Consider the following 1,887-nt stretch of genomic DNA (forward strand, 5'->3'; position numbering starts at 1 on the left):
CAGGGAATGGAATTCTACGACGACGATGTTGATTCCTTACTCCTTGGTGACGGATACACGATGGGTCTGATGCAGTGGTGCGGTGAAAGCTCTACCGGAACGCAAGGTGCCTTGAAGAGGTGAGACCTCAAGGCGGTAGATGTGTAGTCAACAATATACATCAGCCCTCTACTAAGCGTTCATTACTCATGTGAACGGACATTCGGTTTGTTCTCCAGACCGCTTTGAATTCGCTTCCCTGCTGTGCGTGAACAATTCCTCATTCAATCCGAAACAGGGGGTTCAGGTACTGCTGCTCGAAGGCCCGCAGCCGTTCGATCTCGGCGGCCAGCGCCTCCTCGCTCAGCCCCGCCGCCCGCTTCTGCTCGATCAACCCGGCCGTGTACTCGCTGGCGAACGCGTAGTCCGTCATCGCCAGGTAGACCTCCCAGGCGACCACGTAGGCCACACCGGCGACGGCCGCGATCCCTACCCCGACGGCGAGCGCCGGCCAGAAGCGAATCACCCCGCCGAGTTCCTGGTCGCGATAGGCCTTCACGCCGAGGAAGATCATGGACAGGGCCACCAGCATCACCAGGTAGCCGAAGACGGCGCCGGCGAAGAACCCCTCGCTACCGGACAGCACGTGGCCGAGGATCATGGTGAGAATAACGATGAGCCCGGAAACCGAGCCGTACTTGGTGATGATGCGGAACATTGGAGTCTCCTCTCCCTGGCGAACCACTAACGACCGGCGAAGCGTGACACCTCCGACGGTAAGTGCGCCATCGCCCAAAGGGGTGATTGCCTTTGAATCAGTGGCTTAGGCCGTACGAATCGCCCTATCGGATGAGGGCCAGGGTGCGCGCCTTGCTCACCGCCTGCGTGCGGCGCCCCACCTCCAGCTTGGTGTAGAGGCGCGCCACGTGGGTTTTCACCGTGTTCGGGGAGAGGGTGAGCTGGCGGGCGATCTCCTTGTTGGACAGCCCGTCGGCGAGCAGCTGCAGCACGGCGTACTCGCGCTCGGTGATGCCCAGCGATGACAGGGCCGCGTCGTTGCGCTCGAAGTCCCCGGCCCCGGGCGCACGGCGAGTGGTGAGCCGGATGCCCACCCACACCCCGAGGGCGGCGAAGGCCACCGCGATCACCACGATGTACACCTCGCGCGGAAAGACCCGCGCCATGTAGCGGTACTCGAGCCACTCGAGGGCGAAGGTGGCCAGCGCGAGCAGGAGGGCGTACAGAAGAATCGTGCGAATCATCACGGCCATGATCGCGACCCACCCCTGGGGTCGTCAACGCGTACGCCCCCCCTGACAAATGTCACCCCTCGCGCGTGCGCTTTGGCGGTACTCGCCGCGCACGGCGCTGCCGACAATAGGCGCACGTTCACACGGAGGACACGAGTTGACCGCCGACGTCGCCATCTACGCGCGCTCCCTGCGCAAACGCTACGGCACCCACGAGGCCCTGCGAGGTGTCGATCTCGACCTCGCGCCAGGTCAGATCTGCACCGTGCTCGGCCCCAACGGTGCCGGCAAGACCACGTTGATCCAGTGCGCCCTGGGCCTGATCACGCCGACCGCCGGGGAGATCGCCCTCTTCGGCGAGCGCGCCGGCTCGCTGGCCGCGCGGCGCCTGAGCGGCGTGATGCTGCAGGACACGGACCTACCAGATTTGCTCACTGGTCGCGAGCAACTCACGCTGCAGGCGAGCTACTTCCCGACGCCACGGCCCCTCGACACGCTGATCGAGGAAACCGGCATCGGCGCCTTCGTCGGTCAACGCTACAAGACCCTCTCGGGCGGTCAGAAGCGGCGCATCCAATTCGCCATGGCGCTGGTGGGAAGCCCCCGCGTGCTGTTCCTCGACGAGCCGACTACGGGCCTCGATACCGACGCGCGCAAA

General features: G+C 64.4%; 3 protein-coding genes. 1 reads left to right on the top strand and 2 read right to left on the bottom strand.

The features are described 5' to 3' along the window. Nucleotides 1–259 precede the first annotated feature (259 nt). Together AAF184_25825 and AAF184_25830 are read right to left on the bottom strand one after the other, a co-directional pair. Nucleotides 260–697, bottom strand: coding sequence for a DUF4199 domain-containing protein (locus tag AAF184_25825; GenBank protein ID MEO0425775.1), 438 nt, complete (start codon nucleotides 695–697; stop codon nucleotides 260–262). A gap of 124 nt (nucleotides 698–821) precedes the next feature. Further along, nucleotides 822–1,241, bottom strand: a complete 420-nt coding sequence (locus AAF184_25830) for a response regulator transcription factor (GenBank protein ID MEO0425776.1) — start codon at nucleotides 1,239–1,241, stop codon at nucleotides 822–824. A gap of 145 nt (nucleotides 1,242–1,386) precedes the next feature. Between AAF184_25830 and AAF184_25835 the strand changes: the two genes are divergently transcribed. Continuing rightward, nucleotides 1,387–1,887, top strand: a 501-nt coding sequence (locus tag AAF184_25835; GenBank protein MEO0425777.1) for an ABC transporter ATP-binding protein, incomplete at its 3' end; no start/stop codon positions are given.

The organism is Pseudomonadota bacterium (genome assembly GCA_039815145.1).
GTDB lineage: Bacteria > Pseudomonadota > Gammaproteobacteria > Steroidobacterales > JBCBZW01 > JBCBZW01.

What these genes read in the sequence shown, in the direction of transcription:
- AAF184_25830 (MEO0425776.1), bottom strand. Translation starts at nt 1,241, where the DNA reads ATGATTCGCACGATTCTTCTGTACGCCCTCCTGCTCGCGCTGGCCACC.
- AAF184_25825 (MEO0425775.1), bottom strand. Translation starts at nt 697, where the DNA reads ATGTTCCGCATCATCACCAAGTACGGCTCGGTTTCCGGGCTCATCGTT.